Annotated in this window: 22 protein-coding genes; 14 read left to right on the top strand and 8 right to left on the bottom strand. The window is 45.1% G+C overall.

Going from position 1 to position 24,728, the window contains the following annotated elements; all coding sequences use genetic code 11:
• Positions 1-41: 41 nt before the first annotated feature.
• Positions 42-1,241, bottom strand: a complete 1,200-nt coding sequence (locus tag A5882_RS00625) for an AI-2E family transporter (RefSeq protein WP_008380813.1) — start codon at positions 1,239-1,241, stop codon at positions 42-44.
• Positions 1,242-1,442: 201 nt separating this feature from the next.
• The gene (locus A5882_RS00620; RefSeq protein WP_005234285.1) at positions 1,443-1,811 is read right to left on the bottom strand and encodes a PaaI family thioesterase; all 369 of its coding nucleotides are present in this window, start codon (positions 1,809-1,811) and stop codon (positions 1,443-1,445) included.
• 188 nt (positions 1,812-1,999) lie between these two features.
• On the opposite strand from A5882_RS00620, the gene menB reads away from it, so the two are divergent.
• The 6 genes from menB to menC are packed head-to-tail and all read left to right on the top strand — an operon-like array spanning position 2,000 to position 9,340.
• Positions 2,000-2,815, top strand: coding sequence for a 1,4-dihydroxy-2-naphthoyl-CoA synthase (gene menB / locus A5882_RS00615; protein ID WP_086372311.1), 816 nt, complete (start codon positions 2,000-2,002; stop codon positions 2,813-2,815).
• Complete coding sequence (gene menE, locus A5882_RS00610; RefSeq protein WP_086372310.1) at positions 2,815-4,314, top strand: o-succinylbenzoate--CoA ligase; 1,500 nt, start codon at positions 2,815-2,817, stop codon at positions 4,312-4,314. The genes menB and menE overlap by 1 nt, the downstream gene beginning before the upstream one ends.
• Positions 4,292-5,656 carry an isochorismate synthase gene (locus A5882_RS00605; protein ID WP_005234289.1) on the top strand — a complete coding sequence of 455 codons (1,365 nt, stop codon included), beginning with the start codon at positions 4,292-4,294 and terminating at the stop codon, positions 5,654-5,656. Before menE ends, A5882_RS00605 begins: the two co-directional genes overlap by 23 nt.
• Positions 5,649-7,361, top strand: coding sequence for a 2-succinyl-5-enolpyruvyl-6-hydroxy-3-cyclohexene-1-carboxylic-acid synthase (gene menD, locus A5882_RS00600; protein WP_086372309.1), 1,713 nt, complete (start codon positions 5,649-5,651; stop codon positions 7,359-7,361). The genes A5882_RS00605 and menD overlap by 8 nt, the downstream gene beginning before the upstream one ends.
• A complete protein-coding gene (gene menH / locus A5882_RS00595; RefSeq protein ID WP_086372308.1) occupies positions 7,358-8,197 on the top strand; it encodes a 2-succinyl-6-hydroxy-2,4-cyclohexadiene-1-carboxylate synthase in 840 nt (279 codons plus the stop codon). Before menD ends, menH begins: the two co-directional genes overlap by 4 nt.
• 15 nt (positions 8,198-8,212) lie before the next feature.
• The gene (gene menC, locus A5882_RS00590) at positions 8,213-9,340 is read left to right on the top strand and encodes an o-succinylbenzoate synthase (RefSeq protein WP_086372307.1); all 1,128 of its coding nucleotides are present in this window, start codon (positions 8,213-8,215) and stop codon (positions 9,338-9,340) included.
• A 72-nt stretch (positions 9,341-9,412) separates the two neighbouring features.
• On the opposite strand, the gene A5882_RS00585 is transcribed toward menC, so the two are convergent.
• Both A5882_RS00585 and A5882_RS00580 read right to left on the bottom strand, forming a co-directional pair.
• Positions 9,413-10,951 (bottom strand): AMP-binding protein, encoded by a 1,539-nt coding sequence (locus A5882_RS00585; RefSeq protein WP_034872110.1) that lies wholly within the window; start codon positions 10,949-10,951, stop codon positions 9,413-9,415.
• A 194-nt stretch (positions 10,952-11,145) separates the two neighbouring features.
• Complete coding sequence (locus A5882_RS00580) at positions 11,146-11,769, bottom strand: DapH/DapD/GlmU-related protein (protein ID WP_086372306.1); 624 nt, start codon at positions 11,767-11,769, stop codon at positions 11,146-11,148.
• 94 nt (positions 11,770-11,863) lie between these two features.
• On the opposite strand from A5882_RS00580, the gene A5882_RS00575 reads away from it, so the two are divergent.
• The 4 genes from A5882_RS00575 (at position 11,864) to A5882_RS00560 (ending at position 16,832) form a co-directional block, all read left to right on the top strand.
• Positions 11,864-13,057 carry an NAD(P)-dependent oxidoreductase gene (locus tag A5882_RS00575; RefSeq protein ID WP_086372305.1) on the top strand — a complete coding sequence of 398 codons (1,194 nt, stop codon included), beginning with the start codon at positions 11,864-11,866 and terminating at the stop codon, positions 13,055-13,057.
• A gap of 54 nt (positions 13,058-13,111) precedes the next feature.
• On the top strand, positions 13,112-13,765 hold the full coding sequence (locus A5882_RS00570) for a GntR family transcriptional regulator (protein ID WP_005234303.1): 654 nt from the start codon (positions 13,112-13,114) through the stop codon (positions 13,763-13,765).
• A 135-nt stretch (positions 13,766-13,900) separates the two neighbouring features.
• Entirely contained in the window at positions 13,901-15,115 is a 1,215-nt protein-coding gene (locus tag A5882_RS00565) for a glycine betaine/L-proline ABC transporter ATP-binding protein (protein ID WP_042890221.1), read from the top strand.
• Entirely contained in the window at positions 15,108-16,832 is a 1,725-nt protein-coding gene (locus A5882_RS00560; protein WP_005228611.1) for an ABC transporter permease/substrate binding protein, read from the top strand. The genes A5882_RS00565 and A5882_RS00560 overlap by 8 nt, the downstream gene beginning before the upstream one ends.
• 119 nt (positions 16,833-16,951) lie before the next feature.
• Here A5882_RS00560 and A5882_RS00555 read toward each other — a convergent pair whose 3' ends face one another.
• From A5882_RS00555 to A5882_RS00545, 3 genes are read right to left on the bottom strand one after another with little or no spacing between them, the layout of a single operon-like run.
• The gene (locus A5882_RS00555; protein WP_016612656.1) at positions 16,952-17,788 is read right to left on the bottom strand and encodes a histidinol-phosphatase HisJ family protein; all 837 of its coding nucleotides are present in this window, start codon (positions 17,786-17,788) and stop codon (positions 16,952-16,954) included.
• A gap of 19 nt (positions 17,789-17,807) precedes the next feature.
• Positions 17,808-18,449, bottom strand: coding sequence for a sugar O-acetyltransferase (locus A5882_RS00550; protein WP_086372304.1), 642 nt, complete (start codon positions 18,447-18,449; stop codon positions 17,808-17,810).
• Positions 18,450-18,462: 13 nt separating this feature from the next.
• Positions 18,463-18,855 (bottom strand): VOC family protein, encoded by a 393-nt coding sequence (locus A5882_RS00545; RefSeq protein ID WP_008380837.1) that lies wholly within the window; start codon positions 18,853-18,855, stop codon positions 18,463-18,465.
• Positions 18,856-19,025: 170 nt separating this feature from the next.
• Here A5882_RS00545 and A5882_RS00540 point away from each other — a divergent pair, with 170 nt between their 5' ends.
• Complete coding sequence (locus tag A5882_RS00540; RefSeq protein WP_086372303.1) at positions 19,026-20,006, top strand: ROK family protein; 981 nt, start codon at positions 19,026-19,028, stop codon at positions 20,004-20,006.
• A gap of 88 nt (positions 20,007-20,094) precedes the next feature.
• Here A5882_RS00540 and rnhC read toward each other — a convergent pair whose 3' ends face one another.
• Positions 20,095-21,021: a ribonuclease HIII gene (gene rnhC, locus A5882_RS00535; RefSeq protein ID WP_086372302.1), complete on the bottom strand. Its 927-nt coding sequence runs from the start codon at positions 21,019-21,021 to the stop codon at positions 20,095-20,097.
• Positions 21,022-21,237: 216 nt separating this feature from the next.
• On the opposite strand from rnhC, the gene zapA reads away from it, so the two are divergent.
• The 3 genes from zapA to A5882_RS00520 all read left to right on the top strand — a co-directional run bounded on the left by zapA (position 21,238) and on the right by A5882_RS00520 (position 24,698).
• Positions 21,238-21,678 (top strand): cell division protein ZapA, encoded by a 441-nt coding sequence (gene zapA / locus A5882_RS00530; protein WP_005228634.1) that lies wholly within the window; start codon positions 21,238-21,240, stop codon positions 21,676-21,678.
• A 23-nt stretch (positions 21,679-21,701) separates the two neighbouring features.
• Complete coding sequence (locus tag A5882_RS00525; protein WP_016612652.1) at positions 21,702-22,256, top strand: CvpA family protein; 555 nt, start codon at positions 21,702-21,704, stop codon at positions 22,254-22,256.
• Between the two features lie 78 nt (positions 22,257-22,334).
• Positions 22,335-24,698, top strand: coding sequence for an endonuclease MutS2 (locus A5882_RS00520; RefSeq protein WP_016612651.1), 2,364 nt, complete (start codon positions 22,335-22,337; stop codon positions 24,696-24,698).
• Positions 24,699-24,728 lie beyond the last annotated feature (30 nt).

The following is a 24,728-nucleotide window of genomic DNA, read 5'->3' as shown; positions in this document are numbered from 1 at the left end:
AGAAAAAAACTGCCGCGAACCAACGATTCGCGACAGTTTTTTTAGGCTTTTTTCTTGGGGTCTTTGTCTTCGTCACCTAGGTAATCTTTGCTAGTGAAGGCACTGTGGAAGTATTTGCCTTCTTGACCGTAATAGCGGTTATAGCGCTGCTTGAATTTGCGGAACACGTAAACGACAAGAACTTTTAGCAGACAATAAATTGGGATCCCGAAAATCACCCCAACGATCCCCATCAAATCACCCATCACTAATAAAACAACCAGAATCGTAATAGGATGAATTTTCAATCGGTCACCCATCACACGGGGCACGACTAAATCCCCATGAAGCAACTGTACAGCAAACCAAGCAATCAAAAATTTAACCAACATCCCGGTGGAGTCTTGTGCGGCAATGAAAAGTCCCGGGAAAAAGACGATAAAAGGACCAATATAGGGGATGATGCAAAGCAGACCAGCGGCGATCGCCAGAATACTGGCATACTCTAAGCCAATCAATAGGAAAACGACCCAATAGATCGCCCCTAAAATCAAGGAAGAAATGATTTGTCCTTTCAAAAAGGCACCGACTTGTATGTCAGAGATCTTGACGATTTCATTAAAGTCTTTGCGAAAACGTGGTGGCACTAACGAGAGAACTGAAAAATAAAACTTATTGGGGTTGCGCAATAAGAAAAAGGCAATGATCGGTCCCGTAAACAAAGCGATGAACAAGGTCGAAATCGTTGAAAACAAGCTGCTGAGCCCAGCAGCACCAGTTTCCCAATAGTCCCCAATAAAACTCATGATGTTGTTGGTGATATTTTGCAATGTGTCTGTAATTTGTGCCATCTCATCTTGAAACGGGGTATTTTCTAAAAAGGCGGTCGCGTTTTTCTCAAAGTCACTGACCAAACTTGGTAAGCTGTTGATCAGATCGGTGGTTTGCTGCTCCAAAATCGGGTAAAGCTGGAAACCAGCAAAGACGATCAACAAAAGAATCAACAGATAGATCCCAGCAATCGAAACACTGCGGGGAATTTTTTTCGATTCCAATTTATCGACTACCGGGTTAAACAGATAGTAAAGGATCAGCCCAAATAAAAAGGGTGGGATAATAGCTGTAAGTATGGCTGAAAAGGGTGTAAATAAAAAAGAAATCTGATTTAGCAAAAAGACAGCAACTGCCGACAAGATAATCAGTCCTAAGACATAATAGCTTGTTTTGCCGCCTAAAAAGTGGATCAATCGGTTATTTTTCATAATAAGCCTCGCTTTCTTAGCTACATTATAACGAAAGACCCCTATTCTGTAAAAAAACAACGTACCTTTTGAAAAAACTACGCTCATATTCTCAATATCTTTATAATGAAAGAATATCTTTGATAAGGGGTTAACTGATGGCATCTTTCTTCAAAGCAGGCCAAAAATGCTCCCGTGTTTACAACACAGGAGCGAAAAGAATTATTTGCGCACTGTCGTCAAGGTACAGCGACCAACGGCAGTTTTTAACCCGCTAGCTAACCAAATAGTGGCTTGCCAAGTTTGGATACGAGCGCCGATACGATCAGGACTAGCTTCTACGATCAGGGTTCCTTCTTGAGCGGCGGCTAGATGGTTGACTTGTAGGTCAACGCCGGCGGCGAAGGCTTCTTCTTGAGCCAAAGCTTGATTGGCACCGATGCTGCAGGCAGTCTCGATCAAAACGCCGTTAATGCCACCGTGAACGAGACCAAAAGGCTGTTTATGCTGTTCTTTGATGGGCATCCGTAAACGAACAAAATCGGCTGTTGCTGCTTCTACTTCGATTTCTAAAGCTTCTAGTAAGTTCATTTTTTGCTCCTTTTTCTAAGAAAGTTACCATGATTATAGCACGAGTTTTGGTAGAAATAGCCGAAGTTCTAAGAAAGACAGCAACAGGGGGAGAAGTCTTAAGAAATTCCCTTAACCAAAGCAATTTCTAACGAAAAGCGACTAGATATGTGTATAATAGAGCTATGTGAATTGAGGAGGAACAAGTAATGAGAGAATGGAAAACCTTAAAAGAATATGATGAAATTTTATTTGAACAACATGGAAAAGTGGCGAAGATCACGATCAACCGCCCAGAAGTCCACAATGCGTTTACACCAAAAACGGTGTTTGAAATGATTGATGCGTTTTCAATCAGTCGCGATGAACCAGGCATCGGCGTGATTATTTTGACAGGCGCCGGCGACAAAGCCTTTTGTTCAGGCGGAGACCAAAAAGTCCGTGGTCACGGTGGCTATGTTGGGGAAGATCAGGTTCCTCGCTTAAACGTATTGGATCTGCAACGCTTGATCCGAACGTTGCCAAAACCGGTGATCGCCATGGTCAAAGGCTGGTCGATCGGCGGCGGAAATGTTTTACAATTGGTTTGTGATTTAACGATTGCCGCTGACAACGCTAAATTTGGTCAAACAGGACCAAATGTCGGTAGTTTTGATGGTGGCTATGGTTCGGGCTATCTTGCACGGACGATCGGACATAAAAAAGCCAAGGAAGTTTGGTTCATGACAAAACAATATTCTGCCGAAGAAGCATTGGCGATGAACTGGATCAATACAGTCGTTCCTCTTGATCGAGTAGAAGATGAAACGATGGAATGGGCCGAAACGATGCTGCAAAAGAGCCCGTTGGCGTTACGTATGATCAAAGCATCAATGAATGCCGATACGGATGGATTAGCTGGCATTCAGCAATTAGCTGGCGATGCGACCTTATTGTATTACACGATGGATGAAGCCAAAGAAGGTCGTGACGCGTTTAAAGAAAAACGTCAACCAGACTTCGACCAATTCCCTAAATTCCCATAATGACTGGGAGTTGGCTGCAAAGGCAAGCACAACTTCATCCAGAACGACCAGCTTTTTATTGGCATGAAAAAAGCTGGTCGTTTGCTGCCTTGCAAAAAGAGGTTTATGCTTATGCTGCTTATTATCAAGCCCAATTCGTTGTTCTGCCAAACCGGGTAGCCCTTTTTAGCAATAACTCCCCTGAATTGGTTTTTACGATCCTTGCGTTGTGGGAGTTGGGGATCGAAGTCCAGCTGTTGAATACGCGATTGACAGCCGCTGAAATCACCTTCCAATTGCAAGATGCCCACTGCGACTGGGTGATCAAGGCGGATAAGATTGCGGTCTCGGGTGTTCGCAGCATGACCTTTGGACAAGCGATGGAACAGGCGAAGGCTCTTGCCAGTTCTTTTGATCCTTCGTTTGTTCCTAATAAAGCAATCTATCAAGCAGAACAAGTAGCTTCGATTATGTATACATCCGGTACGACGGGCAATCCCAAGGGTGTGCCGCAAACCTTTAGGAATCATCTAGCAAGTGCCGAAGCAACTCAAAAGAACTTAACGATCACTAGTGAGGATTGTTGGCTTTGTGCAGTTCCGCTGTATCATATCAGTGGATTATCAATTCTCTTGCGTTCCTTGCGACTTGGAATGAGTGTTCGTTTGTATGAGCGCTTTGATGCTGGAGAAATGGCGAAAGATCTTGAGGCAGGAAAAGGGACGATCGTTTCTTTGGTGGCGAAAATGTTGACAGATTTGCTGCCGTTGGTGCCCCAACAAGGCTTTGATTCGTTGCGTTATGTACTGCTAGGCGGCGGTCCGATTGCCAAAAGTGTATTGGAAAAATGCCAGCAAAAACAGCTTTCTGTGATCCAATCCTATGGGATGACAGAAACCTGTTCACAAGTGGTGGCATTGCCGCCAGAAAAAGCTTCAGAAAAAATCGGCTCCTCAGGGGTTCCCCTGCAAGGTGTCCATTTACGAATTGCGGTTGATGCGAAAATGGCAGATCATCAGACTGCTGAAAGTACCCAGTCGATCGGAGAGATCCAACTGCAAGGACCGGCGATCACGACCCGTTACTTAAACGATCGCAGTCCACAGCAGTGGGATCAAGAGGGCTGGTTTGCCACAGGAGATCTAGGGTATCTTGATCAAGAGGGCTTTTTGTATGTAGTCAGTCGTGCAAGCGAACTGATCATATCTGGTGGAGAAAACATCTATCCTGCAGAAGTGGAGCAAGCCTTGTTGCAGCATCCAGCGGTCAAAGAGGCAGCTGTGGTGGGGGAACCAGACGAGGAGTGGGGACAATCTGTCGCGGCTTATTTAACGTTAAATGAGTCCGTCCGACTCCAAGCCTTGTTGGATACATTAGAAGGGCAGATCGCCCATTATAAATTTCCGCGCCGTTTTTATCACGTGCGAGAAATGCCGCGCACAGCAAGCGGCAAACTTTTAAAACGGCTATTGCTGAGTGAAGAAAGAGTGAACTACATTGAACAGCAAATCATCAAGTAATTATGAAGCAGCGATCGCTGCCGGGAAAACCTATTTGAGTGAGTATCAGCCTTTAAAAAGGTGTGACTTACTGGCTCTTTATGCAGCGGCACAAGAATATCAAGGGGAACGCTATTTCTGGCGTACCCCTGATGAAACGACTAGTCTGGTAGGGTTGGGTTGGTTAGCCACTTTTTCGCAACCCAAACTTGCAGACTTTTCAGAAGTCCGCTCTCTCTTAAAGCAAGCCCATTATCAACCAGAGGCACCTTTGCAGGCGCAGTTGGTTGGTGGTTTTGCTTTTGATGAACAGGCAGAAGTCAGTCAGGATTGGGCTGAGCTAGGTGCCGGTCTCTTTGCGTTGCCAGAAATACTGGTCAGCAAAACTGATGATCAGTGTGGCGTCGTTTATACAGTAGCCGCTTCTTCCGAGGAACAACGACAACAAAAAGTCGCTGCCTTACAGGAAAAAGTCGCAAGCTGGTTGAATGCCAACCCGGACAAGAGTCTTGTAGCAGAAACGCCTGCTTTTCAGGCACAAGAGGAACTAGAGGTGCCCCAATGGCTGCAAGCGGTCGAAGAGACAGTGGCAGCCATTCGCTCGACTGAAACACCGTTGAAAAAAGTGGTTCTGGCCAGGAGAATGAAGATAGAAACGAAGCAGTCGATCATTAGTGCTGGGGTGTTGCAACGGTTGGCGCAACAGCAGCCGAATACCTATCTTTTTGCCATCGAACATGGGGGCCATGTTTTTGCTGGTGCGACGCCAGAACGCTTGCTAAAAGCAACTGTCGATCAGTTTGAAACGGTAAGTATCGCAGGTTCCGCGCCAAGAGGCAAAACCAAAGAAGAAGATGAGGCACTGGCACAAGCCCTCTTAGCGGACGCAAAAAATACCCATGAACATCAAGTAGTTGTCGATCGCTTGGAAACGGCATTGGCTACTTTGTTAGCTGACGGTTTTCAATCAGAAGCCCGCTCCGTCATCAAAAATCGTGACATTCAGCATTTGTTTGTTCCTTTAGCAGGGCAAAGAAAAGCAGGAGTCAACTTTCTGAGCGCCGTGCAAAAACTACACCCGACCCCAGCATTGGGGGGAGAACCGAAAGAAGCAGCCGTCTCTTGGATTCGTACCCATGAACCAGCCAGCAGAGGGATGTACGGTGGACCGATCGGTTGGTTGGGTATTCAAGAAGATATTGGCGAGTTTGCAGTGGCCATCCGCTCAGGATTCTTTAGCGGCAATCAAGCAACGCTGTATGCAGGCTGTGGGATCGTTGCCGATTCAGATGCGGAATCCGAACGTCAAGAAACACGGTTAAAATTTCAACCGATGAGGAGAGGGATCTTAGGAGATGAATAACCAGACAGTCATGACAGACTATTTACTAGCGGCGATCCAAGGACTAAAAGCAGCGGGTGCGAAGCGAGCAGTCATTAGTCCCGGTTCACGCTCCACGCCATTGGCGTTACTATTGCATCGTGATCCTGAGATCACCTGTACGGTGGCTGTCGATGAACGTTCGGCTGCTTTTTTTGCTTTAGGAATGTCCAAAGTTGATCTCCAGCCAACGATCTTACTGTGTACTTCTGGAACTGCAGCAGCCAATTATTACCCAGCTGTTTGTGAAGCAGAAGCCACCAACTTGCCACTGATCGTCTTAACGGCTGATCGCCCGCCAGAACTGCGGGGTGTTGGGGCGCCACAAGCAATGGATCAACAGAATTTGTATGCCTCTCATGTCAAAAAGATGGTAGAAATGACGGTACCAGAAAACGATCCTGCTTTGTTGCGTTATAGTTTTTGGCAAGCTGCAACTTGCACGATCGAAGCGCAAAAACAGCCGAAAGGCCCTGTCCAAATCAACTTTCCATTACGGGAGCCGCTGTTGCCTGACTTTAGTCGCCAATGCAGTATGCAGCAAGACGTGAGCTATCTGGCACCACAACAAGAGCTATCAGCAGAGATGATCACCCAGCTAGCCCCTTACTTTGGTAAAAAAGGTATTCTGATTGCTGGAGAAAGCCTTACGATCGAAGAAGCGCAGCAGTTGCTGGCTTTTTCAGAGAAATTAGGCTGGCCGATTGTCGGCGATCCATTGACCAATTTGGCGACAGCCGGTACCAAAGTAGGAACATTTATCAGTCAAGCCGATCTTGTTTTCCCGCAATTGACTTCTGCCTTCCAACCAGAAGTGGTCGTGCGTTTTGGTCGCTTACCAGTCACTAAAAATGTCCTATTATGGTTGAACAAAGCAGCGGATACGACGACGTGGCTCTTTGTTGATCCATCGGGGCAGTGGCAAGACCAGTTGCATCGGGCAAACTATTTGATCGAAGCAGCGATCAGCACTTTCGTGGTGGCCATCACCCAGTTGCCGATCGTCAAACATACGGCGTGGCAACAACAATGGCAAGCACTTCAAGCGCGGGCAGATCAGGTGATTGCTGCAAGTCCGCAGTTGAAACAATGGGATGAGAGCAGCGCTGTGCGCATGCTCCAACAATGTCTACCTGAAGAAGCGCAAATTCTTTTGGCAAACAGCAATGCGATCCGTTTCTTTGATCGCTACGGCAGCAAAACTTCCTCCACTTATCGAGTGTATGGAAATCGGGGCGTCAATGGGATCGACGGCCTTGTCTCGACCGTAGCTGGGATTGCTTCAGCCAGTCAAAGGCCTACCTACTTGTTGATTGGTGATTTAGCGTTATACCATGATATGAACGGCCTACAACTACTGCGTCAGTATCAATTGCCAGTAACGATCATTTTACTGAATAATAACGGTGGTGGGATCTTTTCCTTTTTGTCACAAAACACCTTAGAACCAAACGACTTTGTCCCGCTCTTTGGCACGCCGTTAGACCTTGATTTTCAAAAAGTGGCGGCCTTATATGAGGCAGATTGGCACACACCGACCTCTTTGCTAGAGTTTCAAACGATTTTAACGGAAACAAGCCAACGGCCGTGCTTTCAAATAATCGAAGTGAAAGGTGAGCAAAAAGATCCGGTCAATACTTGGCAAGCACTGCAACAGCAGTTTAGCGAGGCGGGAGCGCAGCCATGAAGGACACGATAAATGGCGTCAGTTATTTTTATCAGTGGCTGCAGCCGTATCGACCAGCCTTACCAACCCTTGTGGCATTGCATGGCTTCACGGGTTCTTCGGAAAGTTTTCGACCGGTTTTTGCAGAGGAAGGTTCTTATAATGTATTGGCAGTCGACTTGATTGGACATGGACGGTCATCGATTTATGTCCATCCCATGCGTTATGAACTTCCTTTACTGGTAGAGGATCTTGCACAGCTTTTAGCGAAGCTAGGGATTGAACGTTATGGCCTTTATGGCTACTCGATGGGGGGACGAATCGCACTTGTCTGGGCAGTCAAGGAACCAGCTGCAGTGACCCATCTTTTGCTTGAGAGTGGTTCCCCCGGGTTGGCTGATCCAGCAGAACGACTCGCTCGTCAGCGGCACGATCGCCGCTTAGGATTGCGCTTACTAAGGGAGCCTTTGGTCGATTTTGTCGATTACTGGCAAGAACTGCCGTTGTTTGCTAGTCAAAAGGAGCTGCCCTTAGTGCAGCAGGCTGCTGTACGCCAAGGACGCTTGCAGCAAAATAAATTTGGCTTGGCAGTAAGCTTGGTTCACGGTGGTACTGGCAAACAGCCAAGCTGTTGGTCGGCACTTCCGCAGCTAGCTTGTGAAATTCTTTATTTAGCGGGGGAAAAAGATTTAAAGTTTCGGAAAATCGCCCACCAAATGAAGCAGCTGCAACCAGAGATGACCATCAAAGTCGTTGCTAATGCTGGACATTGTATCCATTTAGAACAGCCGACACAGGTTCGTCATGAAATCGATCAATGGTTTGTAAAAGGATCGAGGCCACAGTCAGCTGATTGACAAGGAGAGAACGCAATGAAGATTGAGAAAATTGAGCGCATCGCCTGTCGCTTGCCCCTCAAACAACCTTTTGTGACAAGTTACGGACAATTAACAGAAAAAGCCTTTGATCTTTATTTGGTGACTGGAGAGGATGGAACGGTTGGCATCGGTGAATTGGTCGCTTTTGAGCAGCCAGATTACATTGAAGAAACCCTCTTTTCTGCTCGACAAGTGATTGAAACAGCACTGATCCCATTATTGATTGACCAAGAGATCGAGCATCCGCAAGAAGTTTGGCAATTGTTTCAAACGGTCCAAGGAAACTACATGGCAAAATCGGCTTTAGAAACAGCAATTTGGGATCTATATGGCAAACAAATAGATAAAAGTGTGAAAGAGCTGTATACCGCCACCCGACCGAGTGTCGCTGTTGGCGTTAGTATCGGCATGCAAGACTCTGTCGAAAAACTAATGGCTCTTGTTGCCGCTTATGTCGCGCAAGGGTATCAACGAATCAAGTTAAAAATCAAGCCAGGGCAAGATGTTGCACCCTTGCGAGCGATTCGACAAGCCTTTCCAGAATTGCTTTTGATGGCAGATGCGAACGGAGCCTATCAGAGTGCGCCAGAACGCATTTTGGCACTTGATGACTTAGGTCTGGTGATGATCGAGCAACCCCTTAAGGTACGAGATTTGGTAGGGCACAGTCAGCTACAGCGACAGATGAAGACGCCTCTATGTTTGGATGAAGATATTCGAACGGCGGAAGACGTCGATACAGTCGCAGCACTGGACAGCTGCCGTGCGATCAACCTGAAAATCCCCCGTGTCGGTGGGATCACCGAAGCTTTGCGAATCCTTGATCGATGTCAAACCCATGGACTGATTGTTTGGTTAGGCGGCATGTTTGAGTCTGGTGTAGGACGAGCCATGAATTTGCAATTTGCGAGTCAAGATATTTTCCATTTTCCCGGGGACCTTTCCGCTTCTGACCGTTACTTTTATGATGATGTCATTACACAGCCTGCAACTTTGCATGAAGGAAAGCTGCTGGTACCTGATGGAAAGGGCTTTGGTATCACGTTAGCTGAAACAAAGCTAAGTCAATATGGGCAACCTAAAGAACGTATCTACTCAAGAAAAGGGTCAGCGAAAGAATAACAGCAGCCAAAGAAAAACAGCGAAAGCAAAAGAAACGGCCAACAGGGAAATCTGCTGGCCGTTTCTTTTGTTTTATTCTGCGTTTTTGAATTCTTTTTCAATTTGTAGTCGTTGGACTTTCATGGTTGCTGTTCGTGGGATATCATCGTAGTCGCGTAAAATTGGCTGATTGAGGTGAGGGAGATCTTCCACCATTTTCCACCAAGCATCCCAATCCATTTCACGATTTGGCGCTAAAGCAATGATAGGTTGTGGTGAGTTCTCTTTGTCGCGAACGATCACAACTTCGGCAAGGAAGTCTAAATGATCCAGCAAAAGGTCTTCCAAAGCAAGATTGCTTTCAATATTTTTGATCAAGTCCACTTGACGGTCTTTTAAGTAAAGATGTCCCTGATCATCCATCATGCCGTAGTCACCACTGTCCCACCAAGCGCCATAGACATTGTCAGCAAAACGCTGATCTTCTTTATAATAGGTCAACGCGCGTCCTTTTGAAAGGAAATGGATGTGCCCATCGGTATTGGCTGGCAGCTCGTTGCCCTCTGCATCGGCGATCCGTGCTCTCGTTAAGTCCTCTAGACCAACACCCATATCACGGGCATCGTTGGTAGCGATGCTTTCTAAGGTATGTGCTTTTAGGATCATTGGCCCGCATTCACTTTGACCATAGACTTGCAAAAAGATTGCTTCTTTTGTTGCTGAAGTATTTAAAAAAGTGGCCATTGTTTGATTGTTGATGGCATCAAAGGTTGAGTGATAGTAACGAATATTGGCGAAAGCATCTGGTTGTTCTTTTGCCACGAAGCTCCATTGGACAAAATTGTTTGGATGAGTTTCCAAAGCGATTGGTGGATATTCTTTTAACATGCTTACGACATGAGCGCCGTTGGCATTGGCTAATGGCATCATCGGAAAGCCCATCGCCATCAAGGATGAGATGCCGATATTGAAGCGGGAGTGCACCGGTGAAATATGGAACGCAATTAAATCAGAGTCTGCCTTGGTGCGATCAATCTTGGTGAAGATCGTTTTTTGCCATTTTGTCCGCCAGCCCATGGAGTTTGCCGAATGACAAATCAATTTTGGAATACCCGTTGTTCCAGAAGTGTGGGTCATATAGGAAATTTGATCCGCCGGTAACTCAGTTTGTGCCACGGGTTCCGCTGGTTGTTGCAGCAGATGACGAACAGAAATCTGTTTATCAGTACTGCTATTTTTCACTTGTGCGACGCGGCCTTCGGTTTCTTCATCAAATAAGATGAATGGATCTTCTAAGCGATCCACAAACACTTCGATGGTTTCAGCAGGGAAATGGTAAGAGATCATAGCAGGCACTGCGCCAAGGTAAGAAGCAGCCGTTGCTAATAAATAGGTATCGAATTTTGAAGATTTATAAAGAATGATTTTATCGCCGGCTTGCACGCCTAGTGCAGCAAGTTGGTAAGCACGTTTTAAAATCATTTCATGACTCGAACGGTAGGTACTACGATAGCCAAGTTCAGGAAATGCTGGTAGCACTTCATCGTGGATGATGGTTGTGTCAGGAAATGCCTCGGCAGCTTCTCGGTAATTGGTGTAAAGATTTAATGGACGATAGTCTAAAATGGTCAAATAGAACACTCCTTTAAAAGTTCGTGAAAAACTTCATTTGATTTCTCCATTTTAGCACAGGAATTTCTCGATACAATAGATTTTCAGTGTTTTTTATTTATTTCTAAAAAATCCTTCCCTCAAAGACTTTCGAAGAATGAATGACTGTGATGTGTTATCATTCATTCCTCGTACTAAGCGGAAAAAGCGCATAATCAACGGGTGTATTTTACTATAAAATCTTCGATTGGGAGCCGGAAATCCAGATAGCGTGCTTCTAATTCTGCACGACTCCAATTCCACCAAGCGATTTCTTGTAAAGCAGTGATCTTTTCTGGATCAAAGCGGTATTTGATCACTTTTGCTGGAACCCCGCCGACGATCGCATAAGGCGGCACATCTTTGGTTACGACTGCGTTTGAGGCGATCACGGCACCATCACCGACGGTCAAACCAGATTGGATCACGGCACCGTGGCCGATCCAGACATCATTGCCAATGACGGTCGTTTTTGCTTTGCGTTTTTCTAAGAAGGACTCGTCCTTTGGCGCAAATCCATAGCCTTCGCCATTATAGGCAAAAAGATGCTGACTAGGGCGTTCATAGGGATGATTGGTGGGGCCGATGCGGACCATCGCTGCGATACTGATAAAACGTCCTAATTGACTGTTCTGAATAAAGCAATATTGCCCCGTATAGGTATAATTGCCGATGGAAGAATGATCAATGTGATTGGCTTCGCCAATTTCGACATAGTCTCCTAAAGCTGTGTCTTGAAGCTGCGAGTCTTTGCCAACGATCGGCTGTTCATCTGGAAAATTTGTGATCGATAGGTGCATAGTAATCATCCTCTCTTGCGTATTGCTATCATTTTACCGCACTTTTTTGTACTATTTGACTAATACGCACTAAAGACAAAAGGAGGTCTGCTTTATGGAGACGATTTATCAGTTAGATAAGATGACCGAAACGATAGGTAAGCGAGCAATCAAAAAAGGATACTCGTTAAAAAATCAAGCGGCCCCAGAGGCGCTGTTTGTACGCAGTTCAACGGTTCCTAACGAATTGATCACACCAGAATTAGCTGTGATCGCTCGCTCAGGAACAGGCACCAATACGATCGATTTGGCACGGTGTACTCAAAATGGCACAGTAGTCTTCAATAGTCCCGGTGTCAATGCCAATGCAGTCAAAGAATTGGTGCTCTCCAATTTGTTTCTCAGCGTTCGCCCCTTATTCAAAGCCATCCAGACGGTAGCCGATTTGCAAGAAGAGCTAACGTCAGGTCAAATTGAAGCAGAAGAGGTGTTGAAGGTAGCTGAAGAACGGCGAAAAGAAGTGATCGGCGAAGAATTAGCTGGAAAAACCATCGGTATTTTAGGCTTAGGAGAGATCGGTGAACGGGTGGCAAAAGCCTGTCATCAGCTAGGGATGGAAGTCCTCGGCTATGCCCGTACGAAAAAAGCGGCACACGATTACGAACAAGTCAGTGACTTGCACGTACTGTTGGCCGAATCAGATTTTGTAGTGGTTTTGCTCCCTTTAAGTCAGGAAACCAAAGGCATGCTGAATCGACAAACGATTCAGCAGATGAAAAAAAATGCAGTGTTGATGAATTTTGGGCGCGGGGAGATCGTGGAAGAAGCAGCCGTCTTAGAAGCACTAGCCAAAAATCAGCTCAAACAATACATCACCGACTTTCCTAGTGCCGGCTTGATCGGACAACAGAAAGTGTTGTGTTATCCGCATATCGGCGGCAGTACTACCAATGCCTTGGAAAAGGGGGATCACGTAGTTTTTGATCGCATGCATGCCTATTTGCGCGCTGGGACGATTCAAGAATCGGTCAATTTTCCTCATGCAGAGTTGCCTTTTTTGGCACCGTATCGCTTGGCGCTGTTTTATCACGACAAGCCTGGTGCTTTTGCCCCGCTATTGCGGATCATTTCTGAAGCAGGCGTAGATATCGATAATTTGGCGAGTGAGAGAAAAGCCGGAGTCGCCTATACCTTGATTGATCTTGATGAGACAAATGAAATACTGCTGCAAGATCTACAAAAGCAGATACAGCAAGAAACAGCGGTCATCCGTGCCCGCTTGATCAAAAATTCGCGAACCAGTGAATAGTTGCCACCAACAATGTTTCTTGTTATGATGAAAAAAAAGTAAAGGAAGTTCATCATGACGAATAAGTTTCAAGATAAAAAGAAGGTCGCTTTGCCTCGTTATCAGCAGATTGCCGTGGCGATCGCGGAACGAATCGTTGAAAATCGCTACCAAGTTGGGCAAAAGATCCATGCGCGCTCAACGTTAGCCAGCAATTTCAATGTCTCTCCTGAAACAGCCCGCAAAGCGATCAATGTATTAGTTGATTTAGAAATCATGGATGTCCGTCATGGCAGCGGCGCCTATATTGCTTCAAAGGAAAAAGCACAGGCCTTTGTTGAACAATACCAAGATGTGCAGTCGATCCAAGAAATCAGACAAGACATTTTAGACAGTGTGGAGCGGCAGCAGCAAGAGCTGGATAATTTTTCTGACTTGTTGAACACGTTAGTGCAGCAGACCAAAAAGGTACACCATATGAGTCCGTTTGTGCCCTTTGAACTTCAGTTGACGGAACAAGCGCAGCATTTGGAAAAAAGTATCAATGAATTGAATATTTGGCAAGCCACAGGGGCGACGATCATCGCAATCCAAACAACCGAAGAATTGTTGTTGTCACCAGGACCTTATGCGAAATTCAGTGCAGGCAATACGATTTATTTTGTCGGAAATGAACTGGCGTTGCAGCGCATGACCAATTTCTTCTATCCAACGGACCATTCAGCGTAATTCTTTTTCCTGATTCCCATGCTTTTTTTGCAAAAGAAAAAGCATTGGGAAATTTTTTTTGACAAAGTGACCACATCTTGTTAAGATAGTATGGTCACTTTCGTGAAATTTTTCAGAAAAAGGAGTATTAATCATTTGAGTAAAGTTAAAGTGGAACACTTAACCAAAATCTTCGGTAAGAAAAAGCAGCAAGCTCTTGCCATGGTCAAAGAACAACGCAGCAAAAACGAGATTTTAGAAAAAACGGGTGCCACCGTCGGGGTCTATGATGTGAACTTTGAAGTCAACGAAGGCGAGATTTTCGTCATCATGGGCCTTTCTGGAAGCGGGAAGTCAACATTGATTCGACTATTGAATCGATTGATCGAGCCGTCTGGCGGAGATATTTACATAGATGGCGTGGATGTTGCCAAAATGAGTAAAGAGGAACTACGAGAAGTTCGCCGTCACAAAATCAACATGGTTTTCCAAAGCTTTGGCCTTTTCCCTCATCGGACAATTTTAGAGAACACAGAATACGGACTAGAAGTCCGTGGGGTCTCGAAAGAAGAAAGAACAGCGAAAGCGGAAAAAGCGTTAGAAAACTCAGGATTGCTTTCTTTTAAAGACCAATATCCTGACCAGCTGTCTGGAGGGATGCAACAGCGTGTGGGACTTGCCCGTGCGTTAGCCAATGATCCAGAGATCCTCTTGATGGACGAAGCCTTTTCAGCACTCGATCCGCTGATTCGCCGTGAAATGCAAGATGAACTTTTAGAACTACAAGCCAATGTTCAAAAAACGATCATCTTTATCACCCATGATTTGAACGAGGCCTTGCGGATCGGTGACCGGATCGCTTTAATGAAAGATGGTCAGATCATGCAGATCGGTACAGGAGAAGATATTTTGACGAATCCTGCCAACCAATACGTGCGTGATTTCGTGGAAGATGTCGATCGTTCCAAAGTCTTGACTGCGCAAAACATCATGGTTCCAGCATTGACGACGAACATCGAGATCGATGGACCAAGCGTAGCATTGAACCGGATGCGGAAAGAAGAAGTCAGCATGTTGTTAGCCGTCGACAAACGTCGTCACCTAAAAGGAAGCTTGACAGCCGAGTCTGCTCGTGAGGCGCGGAAAAACAATCTGACCTTGAAGGAAGTTATTGATAAAAATGTTAAAAAGATTGATAAAGATATGCTGGTAACGGATATCTTCAATTTGATCTATGATTCGCCTACACCTTTAGCCGTGGTAGAAAACGATCGTTTGATCGGAGTCGTGATCCGCGGAAGCGTGATTGAAGCGTTGGCTGAGACCGATTCAGCCGCTCTAGCAGAGGAAGGGGTAGTGACAAATGGATAATTTCTTACAACATACGATTCCGGTGGCTGATTGGGTCGAAAACTTTACTGATTGGCTAACAGGAACTTTCAGTGGATTGTTTTCAGCCTTACAGTCTTTCGGACAATTTATCATGGACGCTATTACAAATGTATTATTGTTTGTACCACCGTTGTTGATGATCGTCTTATTGACGGCTGCTGCCTTTTTCGTTTCACGCAAAAAATTCGGCTTGCCAGCTTTTACTTTTGTCGGGTTGCTGTTCATCTATAACCAAGGGTTATGGACAGACTTGATGAACACCGTGACGTTGGTCTTATTGTCGAGTTTGGTTTCGATAATCATTGGGATTCCACTAGGAATCTTAATGGCGAAAAGCGAAAAAGCGCAAAGTATCGTGACGCCGATCTTAGACTTTATGCAAACGATGCCTGGTTTCGTTTATTTGATTCCTGCGGTTGCTTTCTTTGGGATCGGGATGGTTCCTGGGGTCTTCGCCTCAGTGATCTTTGCTCTACCACCAACCGTTCGGATGACGAACTTAGGGATTCGCCAAATTTCTCGTGAATTGGTGGAAGCCTCTGATTCCTTCGGTGGGACTGGCTGGCAAAAACTGATCAAATTAGAATTGCCACTAGCCAAAAGCACTATTTTGGCTGGGGTCAACCAAACCACGATGCTGGCATTATCAATGGTCGTGATCGCGTCAATGATCGGTGCTCCTGGGTTAGGGCGCGGCGTCTTGTCCGCCTTGCAACGAGCACAAGTCGGTAACGGATTTGTCAGTGGGGTATCCTTAGTTATTTTAGCGATCATCATGGATCGCTTTACCCAGAATTTGAATCGTTCGGCACATCAAAAAGCAGCCAGCAAGACAAGTCGCAAACAAAAACGTCTTTTTGGCGGGATTGCTGCAGCGGCAGTCGTTGCTTTGATTGGCGCATCGTTTGCCTTTGGAAATGTTTCTGACAGCAAAGGCACGGTGAACTTGGCGTATGTCGAATGGGATACGGAAGTCGCATCTACCCATGTGGTGGCAGAAGTCTTGTCGCAAATGGGCTACGAAGTCAACACGACGCCTTTGGATAATGCCATCATGTGGGAATCGGTGGCAAAAGGGGAAGTTGACGGGATGGTTGCTGCTTGGCTGCCATCTACGCATCAATCCCAGTATGAACAGTACCAAGACCAAGTCGAGAACTTAGGTCCTAACTTAGAAGGGGCAAAACTGGGGATCGTTGTCCCAAGTTATATGGATGTAGATTCCATCGCCGACCTTTCTGACGAAGCTGGAAAAACCATCACTGGTATCGAACCAGGAGCTGGTGTCGTGAATGCAGCGGAGAATACGGTTGCGACGTATGACAACCTTTCAGATTGGAATGTCGCTACCTCTTCTTCTGGAGCGATGACAGTGGCATTGGGCCAAGCCATCAAGAACCAAGATGAGATCGTTATTACTGGTTGGTCTCCACACTGGATGTTTGCGAAATATGATCTGAAATATCTGGATGATCCAGAAGGAACAATGGGTGAAGCAGAAAGCATCAACACTGTTGTACGCCAAGGATTAGCAGATGACATGCCAGAAGTTTACGAAGTACTTGATCGTTTCAACTGGACACAAGAAGATATGGAAGAAGTCATGTTAGCAATCAATGACGGAACATCAGCCGAAGATGCAGCCAAAGATTGGGTAGCCAATCACCCAGAAGAAGTTGCTGCATGGACGAACTAATGTCTAAAAAAAGAACGACCGCAGATTGAAGCGGTCGTTCTTTTTGTTGTTTAAAATACTTAGGTTCATAACGAAAGACGAGGGGATGATTTTTGCAAAAGACGGAGCTTTTGTGCAGGTTAAGCAAAACGATGAAAAATCGGCTGCATCTGTTCAAACGTACAGAGTTCAGTAAATCCTAATGATCGTAAAAGATCTTGTCCCTCTTTGATTTGAAACCTGAGCTGCTCTGGTTTATGACTGTCGCTGCCGATGGTTAGCACGCTTCCCCCCAAGTCACGATAAAGCTTGAGGATCTCGATCGATGGCGTATACCCATTGATTCCGTAACGGTGGGAAGAGGTATTCAGTTCAATGCCTTTGCCATCTTTGATCACGACTTTCAAGATCTCTGCGATTTGTTCTTTCGTTTGTTCAAAAGCATCCTTCTCTTTATCTAAATAACGACGAATCAAATCCATATGAGCTAAGACGGAATACTCTTTATATGTCGTGACCAGCTGATACATTTCATCATAATAGCGCTCGTAGCATTCCTGTTGGCTGCGTCCTTTTTGAAATTCTCCAGTCCAAAATTCTTGATCGTCTACCTGATGAACGGAAAGTAAAATGAAGTCAAAGGGATGCGAATGATAAAGACGGGTAAATTGTGGGATCGTGTGCATTTGCATCCCAAATTCCAGCCCAGTTTTTAGCTTGATTTGGTCACTGTATGTTTCCTTTAAGCGTGCCAGTTCGGTAAAATACAAGTCGTAGTAGACATTTTTTACGACTTTATTGGCTCCGACGAGGTACGCATCCGTCGCTTGCCAGTCTTCTTTGACCCCATAATCCACATGATCGGTAAAGCAGATTTCTGCTAAGCCTAGGTTAATGGCGTCTTTGACTACATCTTCCATCAAATACCAAGAATCATCGCTGTAATCACTATGAACGTGATAGTCTGTAAAAATCATGGCGTCTCCTTTTGTTTCGTTATTTTTGCTGCTTCTGCCAGTCTGCTCGTTTTTGATAATAAAGCTGGGCGGCCGTTTCCCAATGCTCTTTGTCAGTCGGCTGAATCTCACGGATCAGACGGGCTGGATTGCCGCCGACGATCGTATTCGGCGGCACATCTTTTGTGACGACGGAACCAGCAGCGACGATGGCATGTTTGCCGATCGTGACACCTGGTAAAATCGTACTATTGCCTCCGATCCAAACGTAATCTTCGACGGTGATCGGTAGGCCAAATTCCAAATCTTGACTGCGGATCACAGAATCGATCGGATGGCCGGCTGTATAGAAGCTGACCCGTGGTCCCACCATCACATGATCACCAATCAGAATCTTATTGACATCTAAAAAAATGCAATCCATATTGGCATAAAAGTGATCACCAATCTCAACATGGCGACCATAGTCGACAAAAAGGGGTGGTTGGATAAAGCAATGCTGCCCAAATTTGCCAAAGAGTGCTTTTTCTTTGGCGATGATTCCTTCTCGGTCATCGACTGGTAAAAGGTTGATTTCCTGGGCACGTTTTTTCCCCTCCACTGAGCCATTCTCAGGGAGAATACCGGCAGCTTGATACAGTTGACCAGCCAACATCGCTTGATAATCAAAATCTTCTTTCATTGCAAAATCCTTTCTAAGACGGTAAATCGTCGGTGGTTAATTCAATCAAATTGCCTTCGGGGTCTTGGACAACTGCTTCATAATAGCCATCGCCTGTCGTACGAGGACCATTTAAAAGAGGGTAGCCATCTTCAACAAACCGTTGAGCGTATCGATCAACGTCAGCTTGATCACCTACTGCAATCGCAAGGTGAGTGTAGCCTAAGCTCTCACTGACACGAGGGCTTAAAAATTTCTTGGTCGTTAATTCTAACCGACTTCCAGAATCAAAGGTCAAAAAATAGGACTGAAAGCCTGTTTTCGGATTATGATATTTTTGGTTGCTGACCGCCTGAAAGTAGGTTTCATAAAATGTTCTCATTTTTTCTAAATCATTGACATATAGTGCGATGTGTTCAATTTTCATTATTGACAACTCCTTTAATAAGCAACATGCGTCGTTCTTTCTTCGTTCCTTTTTGAACTTAGTAAACTTTGTTTAATAAGTTGCTTCTATTATACCTTTGTTAACAAAATTAATAAAGGTATATTCCCAGCTTTTTATCTGTTAAAATAGGAGCGTTGAGGGGGAGAAAAATGAAAGCTTATCAGCCAACGACCATTAAATTACATAATCAGGCAGTATTGCTGGATTTGCTAAAACAGCAGCAAGCGCCTATGACCAAGCGCCAACTGGCAGATGCCTCTCAATTAAGCGTGGTAACGATCAACAAGCTGCTTCCTGAATTGATAGAAAAGCAGTTGCTTTTGACGACGGATCAACCGCAACGAACGGGAGGACGTCAAGCTGCGGCTTACCAGTACAATGCGCAACGGACACTGTTGTTGATCATTCAGTTTATCGAAGAAGACCAGCAGATCGTGATTCGTTTTTCAGTCGTCGATCTCGTCGGGAACATTTTGCATCATGAGCAGTCAGCAGAGGGCCGATTGCCGCAGTTCTTGCAAGTGATTCGTCAGATAAAACAGGAATACCCGAAAATCAGCTTGGCAGTCGTGGGAATTCCTGGTGTGGAAATTGCTGGAAGACTGAAGATCATGGATGCTCCTGCATTTAAGGACATGGCGCTAGGGGAATTGATTGAAAAGGAGATCGCGGTAAAAACGCTTATTGAGAATGACGTGAATGCATCGGTATTCCATTTCAAAGAAGAGAAAAAAATCGTGGCTGGCATTTATTTTCCGAAAAATTATCCGCCAGGTGCGGGACTGGTCATCGACCAACAGCTCTTTAAAGGAGCCAACCATTTAAGTGGCGAAATCAAGCATTTGCCGCATCTTTACAAAGTTTCTTACCCTATGGCAACAGAGGCGATCCAAGAGCAAGTGACTGCCACTCTTCAAGCGATCGTGGCAGTCACGGACCCGCATCAAGTCATTTTGTTTTTGCCCTCTGAGTGGCAGGCGCTTGTGCCGCGCTCTTTTTTGGAAAAGCAGCTGGCAGCAGTGTTTCATTATGGCGTCTTACCAAAGTTACACTTTTCAGATCGGTTTTCAGAAAACTATTTGGCTGGGTTGATCACGATGGGAATCGAAGCAGCGGGCTTAGGGCTTTGATTCGCAGCATTCAACTGGTACTGAGGACAAAAACTGCCACTGCTTCCTTTATCAGAAGCAGTGGCAGTTTTTTTGAAAATACGAGAACTCACAGTTTAGCGAGTTTCTGTGCTTTTTCGGTATTCGCAAAATGCAGTTTGGCATATTTGCCCAATAGTGCTATGCCACCTTGCTGCAGTAATTTTGCGGCAACTTGGTCAGCAGCTGCGTGGGCGCCAGAAGGCAAGCGCAAACCGACTTCTTTAGAGGCTGCATCTAATTCATCCAAAAAGACTGTACGACATAAAATAGAGGCTGCCGCTACTGCTAGATGATATTGTTCACCTTTCGTCGCAAAATAGAGCTTTTCGGTAACCGCTGCTTGTTCCGACTTTAAATAAGTGCGATAATTTTTTTCGCTTGTGAACTGATCGATCAAAATGGCATCTGGTGTCTCAGGAGCAATCTTTTGCAAAAGCAAACGAATGGCTTGATTATGCAAAGCAACTTTCATTCGGACCGTGTTGTATTTTGGTTGGATCTCGTTGTATTTGCTGGGTGTAACAGTGAGCAATTGGTAAGGAACCAATTCTTTGATTTTCGGCGCCATCTTACGGATCTCTGGATCTGTCAGCATTTTTGAGTCCTTGACACCTAAGGCTTTCAGCTGTGGCAATTGCTCTTTTTTGGCATAGACGGCACAGACCACCAAAGGACCGAAATAACTGCCGTTGCCGACCTCGTCACTGCCGACGACGCTTTTTTCGCTAAATCCTGCTGGCAACGCAGTGGTTGAAACAGTCGCTTTTTTCTTATCCGGTACAGCACTTGCCGAATCGCCCCATAAGGAAGCTTCTTTTTCGGCAGTCGCTCCTTGAAACATGACTTTTCCAGACGTATAAGCAGTGATCGTTGTTGGCCCTTTTTTGGCGACAAACACTGTATAAGGAACTTTCTTAGCCAGCAGTTCTCGTTGGTAAAATTGCTGCATCTTTTTGATAGTTGAAGTTGGTACTTTGATAACGATCGTACTCATTTGATTCCTCCTGTTTTTTTGTCTTTTCTTAGGTAGACAAAAGGATACTTTAAGATTTTACCATACTTCTTATTCTTTTTTACTAAGACGATCAGCAAACAAACGATTGGCATGGAAATTCATAAGAAAATCACGTATAATAGTTAAGAGTTTGCGACACATGTTCAATAAGTGATAGAATAGAGCAGAATGTAAGCAATGGGAGGAAATATTCCTATGACGGAGCAAAAGAAACGCTATAAAGCAGTTATCGCGAATCAAAGTTACACGATTATTGGACGCGAAAGCAAAGAACACATGGATATGGTGACAAGATTGGTCAATGACCAACTGCTTGAGATTATGCAATTATCGCCACAAACCGATCAAGAACAAGCGTCGATCTTATTAGCGATCAACGCTGTTTCCGACCAGCTGAAAAAACAAGAACAGCTTTTGGTCCTACAAAAAAAAGTGGACGAGTTGCGGGGACAAGCCATTAAAGCAACGGAGCTTGAGAATCGCATCAAGCGGATCGAAGCAATCGAATCCGAAGCACGGAAAGTTCTCGATGAGACAGGTCGCAGTGATGTGGAGATCCATAATCATGTGGAAGCACAACAGATCTTAAATGAACAAAGGAAACGAAAAATTCAAGAAAAGACAGCCCATGGGTAGTGCGGCGTAGAAAGGATTCCTAAATGATTGGATTATTTGTCTTGGTTTTGTTGTTGGCAGCCTTTTACGGCGGCGCGCGGCGCGGAACCAGTTTACAATTGGTCTCAGTTTTGGGCTATTTGCTCTCTTTTTTCTTTGCAGTTGCGAATTACCAAGAAATTGCGAAAAAAATTGAGCTCTATGTTCCTTATATGTCAGTAACGGCGGATTCAAAGTTAAAATACTACGATATGGAACTGGCTTTAGATTTAGACAAAGCCTATTATGCGGCCATCGCTTTTGTGATGGTACTCTTTGCTGGTTGGCTGATCACCAAACTATTAGTGATTTTTGCAGACAGTTTGCGTTACAAACGCCTACGTTTTTTAGGCGGCTATGACTGGGCAGTTGCGGGTGTTTTGAATGTCATCTTGATGTATATCAATTTGTATATGTTTTTCATGATTCTCTCAATGATCCCGTTTGCCACGATTCAAAATCTGTTTGAAACGAGCGGAACTGCGAATTTCATCGTTGATCGGTCACCGATTCTCTCAGATTACTTCTATCGATTGTGGATCACAGATGTGATTGGGTAAAAAGCAGGCAGATGGTTGCAGAGCCATTCTGCCTTTTTCTTAGGAACAAAAAGTTAAAACAAAGCAGGTGAGAAAAGAATGAATACTAAGATCCTTGATGTTTTAGGATTTGAACAAGTAAAGAGTCAAATCGGTCAGTATATCGTAACAGCCCAAGGAAAAGAAGCCTTAGCAAAGCTTGTGCCATCAAGTGATGCGCAAGTCATTTCCTCTTGGCTAGCAGAAACAGAAGACGCGATCAAGATCCAGCGTTTAAGAGGCGGAATCCCTGTACCAAAAATTGAGAATATTCGTCCCCAAATGAAACGGATCGAAATCGGCGCAGATTTAAACGGCGTTGAATTGGCACAAGTTGCCCGCGTCTTATCAACTACGCAGGAATTGAAACGCTTTTTTGCTGATTTGTCTGAAAGTGAGATTGAATTTTCCCGCTTGTATCACTGGGAAGAACAGTTGGTTTCTTTACCAACCTTGAATCGTCGCTTGAAAGAAGCTATCGATGAGGATGGCCGAGTCACAGACGATGCCTCTCCAGCACTTCGGGGAATTCGTCAATCGATCCGACGAGCAGAACGGACGATCCGTGAGACATTGGATGGCATCGTCCGAGGTGGCAATGCAAAGTATCTAAGTGATACGATCGTAACCATGCGAAATGAGCGTTATGTGATTCCAGTCAAACAAGAATACCGAGGTGTTTTCGGCGGCGTGGTTCACGACCAAAGTTCATCTGGTCAAACCTTGTTTATCGAACCGAAACAAGTAGTGGAACAAAATAACCGCTTGCGTCAGCATCAAATTGCGGAACGGGACGAAATCACTCGTATTTTGGCGGAATTATCAGCAGAGTTAGCTCCGTACCAAAGAGAGATCCTCCATAATGCATATGTGATCGGAATCATGGATTTCATGAATGCCAAGGCTCGTTTTGGGAAAGAGATGAAGGCAATCGTACCAGCGATCAATCAAGATAACCATGTCTTTTTTAAACAAGCACGTCATCCATTGATCGATCAAGAAAAAGTCGTTCCTAACGATATTACGATTGGAAAAGACTATCAAGCTGTTGTCATTACTGGGCCGAATACCGGCGGGAAAACCATCACCTTAAAAACATTAGGGCTATTGCAGATCATGGGCCAAGCCGGCTTACCAATCTTGGCAGAAGAAGAAAGCCAAATGGGGATCTTCAATGAGATTTTTGCGGACATTGGTGATGAACAATCCATTGAGCAAAGTCTATCGACCTTTTCTTCACATATGACAACGATCGTTGATGTGTTGAAAAAAGTCGACGAAACAAGTCTGGTGCTTTTTGATGAACTAGGTGCTGGGACCGATCCCCAAGAAGGGGCAGCACTAGCAATTGCGATTTTGGACGAACTCGGGGCTAAGTCGGCTTATGTCATGGCGACGACCCATTATCCAGAATTGAAAGTTTATGGCTATAACCGATCCAATACGATCAACGCCTCTATGGAGTTTGATGTCGATACCTTAAGTCCGACCTATCGCTTGTTGATCGGGGTTCCGGGACGAAGCAATGCGTTTGAGATTTCGAAAAGACTTGGCTTGCCAGAGACGATCATTGATCAAGCCAAAGAGATCATGGACGGAGAAAGCCAAGACCTGAATGAAATGATCGCTGATTTAGAAAATCGAAGAAAAATGACGGAAACCGAGTATCTGGAAGTTCGTCATCATGTAAAAGAAGCAGCCCGCTTGCACCAAGAATTAGAAGCAGCTTACAGTTATTTCTTTGAAGAACGCGAAAAAGAATTGGCAAAAGCCCGTCAAAAAGCCAATCAAATCGTAGAAGAGGCTAAAGAGGAATCTGAAAAAATCATTGCCGATATTCGTAAAATGCAGTTAGCCGGCGGTCAAACGAAGGTCAAAGAACACGAACTGATCGACGCGCGCACCAAGCTATCAGGACTGCAGCAAGAAGAACATCTGCAAAAAAACAAGGTTCTGCAAAAAGCCAAAGCAGCCAAGACGCTGAAAGAAGGAGACGAGGTACTCGTAACTTCTTATGGGCAGCGTGGGGTACTGTTGAAAAAAGCCGGTAAAAATCAGTGGCAAGTCCAAATCGGCATTCTGAAAATGAATTTGCCAGAAACAGATCTCCAACCAGCAGCGCCAGTGAAGGAGCCTACACAGCGTATCGTTAATACGATTCGTTCTGCTGACAGCAGTCCAGTGGTCAATCAGTTGGATTTACGCGGCAAGCGGTACGAAGAAGCCCTAAATGAAGTGGATCAGTATTTGGATGCAGCAATTTTGGCAGGCTATCCGCAGGTGACGATCGTTCACGGTAAAGGAACTGGCGCATTGCGTCAAGGGATCACTGACTACCTAAAAAATCATCGCTCGGTGAAAAGTTTTGAATTTGCGCCAGCAAATCAAGGGGGCAATGGAGCGACCATTGTGAAGTTTAACTAAACGTTAAGAACCCTTACCTTTTGTAAGCAG

It is taken from the genome of Enterococcus sp. 4E1_DIV0656, assembly GCF_002140695.1.
GTDB classification, from domain to species: Bacteria; Bacillota; Bacilli; order Lactobacillales; family Enterococcaceae; genus Enterococcus_D; species Enterococcus_D entomosocium.
Note: the sequence above shows the minus strand (reverse complement) of the source record. Positions and strands in the feature narration are given on the sequence as shown.

Excerpts from the sequence above, each read along its gene's own strand:
- A5882_RS00625 (WP_008380813.1), bottom strand. The coding sequence starts at position 1,241 with ATGAAAAATAACCGATTGATCCACTTTTTAGGCGGCAAAACAAGCTAT.
- A5882_RS00620 (WP_005234285.1), bottom strand. The coding sequence starts at position 1,811 with ATGAACTTACTAGAAGCTTTAGAAATCGAAGTAGAAGCAGCAACAGCC.
- menB (WP_086372311.1), top strand. The coding sequence starts at position 2,000 with ATGAGAGAATGGAAAACCTTAAAAGAATATGATGAAATTTTATTTGAA.
- menE (WP_086372310.1), top strand. The coding sequence starts at position 2,815 with ATGACTGGGAGTTGGCTGCAAAGGCAAGCACAACTTCATCCAGAACGA.
- menD (WP_086372309.1), top strand. The coding sequence starts at position 5,649 with ATGAATAACCAGACAGTCATGACAGACTATTTACTAGCGGCGATCCAA.
- menH (WP_086372308.1), top strand. The coding sequence starts at position 7,358 with ATGAAGGACACGATAAATGGCGTCAGTTATTTTTATCAGTGGCTGCAG.
- menC (WP_086372307.1), top strand. The coding sequence starts at position 8,213 with ATGAAGATTGAGAAAATTGAGCGCATCGCCTGTCGCTTGCCCCTCAAA.
- A5882_RS00580 (WP_086372306.1), bottom strand. The coding sequence starts at position 11,769 with ATGCACCTATCGATCACAAATTTTCCAGATGAACAGCCGATCGTTGGC.
- A5882_RS00575 (WP_086372305.1), top strand. The coding sequence starts at position 11,864 with ATGGAGACGATTTATCAGTTAGATAAGATGACCGAAACGATAGGTAAG.
- A5882_RS00570 (WP_005234303.1), top strand. The coding sequence starts at position 13,112 with ATGACGAATAAGTTTCAAGATAAAAAGAAGGTCGCTTTGCCTCGTTAT.
- A5882_RS00560 (WP_005228611.1), top strand. The coding sequence starts at position 15,108 with ATGGATAATTTCTTACAACATACGATTCCGGTGGCTGATTGGGTCGAA.
- A5882_RS00555 (WP_016612656.1), bottom strand. The coding sequence starts at position 17,788 with ATGATTTTTACAGACTATCACGTTCATAGTGATTACAGCGATGATTCT.
- A5882_RS00550 (WP_086372304.1), bottom strand. The coding sequence starts at position 18,449 with ATGAAAGAAGATTTTGATTATCAAGCGATGTTGGCTGGTCAACTGTAT.
- A5882_RS00545 (WP_008380837.1), bottom strand. The coding sequence starts at position 18,855 with ATGAAAATTGAACACATCGCACTATATGTCAATGATTTAGAAAAAATG.
- A5882_RS00540 (WP_086372303.1), top strand. The coding sequence starts at position 19,026 with ATGAAAGCTTATCAGCCAACGACCATTAAATTACATAATCAGGCAGTA.
- rnhC (WP_086372302.1), bottom strand. The coding sequence starts at position 21,021 with ATGAGTACGATCGTTATCAAAGTACCAACTTCAACTATCAAAAAGATG.
- zapA (WP_005228634.1), top strand. The coding sequence starts at position 21,238 with ATGACGGAGCAAAAGAAACGCTATAAAGCAGTTATCGCGAATCAAAGT.
- A5882_RS00525 (WP_016612652.1), top strand. The coding sequence starts at position 21,702 with ATGATTGGATTATTTGTCTTGGTTTTGTTGTTGGCAGCCTTTTACGGC.
- A5882_RS00520 (WP_016612651.1), top strand. The coding sequence starts at position 22,335 with ATGAATACTAAGATCCTTGATGTTTTAGGATTTGAACAAGTAAAGAGT.